This is a genomic window from Amycolatopsis orientalis DSM 40040 = KCTC 9412 (assembly GCF_000478275.1).
GTDB lineage: Bacteria > Actinomycetota > Actinomycetes > Mycobacteriales > Pseudonocardiaceae > Amycolatopsis > Amycolatopsis orientalis.
Window position 1 is genome coordinate 1 of record NZ_ASJB01000094.1, and the last position, 337, is coordinate 337.

The following is a 337-nucleotide window of genomic DNA, read 5'->3' on the forward strand; positions in this document are numbered from 1 at the left end:
CCGGTCGATAACGGGAAGTAGACTACGTGATACAAAGAAGGGGACAACGATTCTTTCCACGCTCGAAGGGCGAATGTCTTGCCCGCCCCCGGTTCTCCGGTCAACAGCCCGATTCCCCGGGTTCGTTTCACGTACTCCAGCGCCCGCAGCGCTTCTTGAAACGCTGCCCCTTGATACGCCTCGGACGGGGCGGTTTCTTTCGCAAACGGCTCCCGCGAAAGAGAGTAGAACGATTTATACACCGTGTTCTCCCTCCTTCGCTGGAACTGCCGCAAACGGCGACCGGTGACGCTTCACATGGGCGTTATCCTCCAAACGCACCCGAATGGCTTCCGCT

At 58.5% G+C, this 337-nt stretch carries 1 protein-coding gene; it reads right to left on the minus strand.

Going from position 1 to position 337, the window contains the following annotated elements:
• On the minus strand, window positions 1-242 hold a 242-nt coding region (locus tag L324_RS43795; RefSeq protein WP_328286164.1), incomplete at its 3' end, for an AAA family ATPase.
• Window positions 243-337 lie beyond the last annotated feature (95 nt).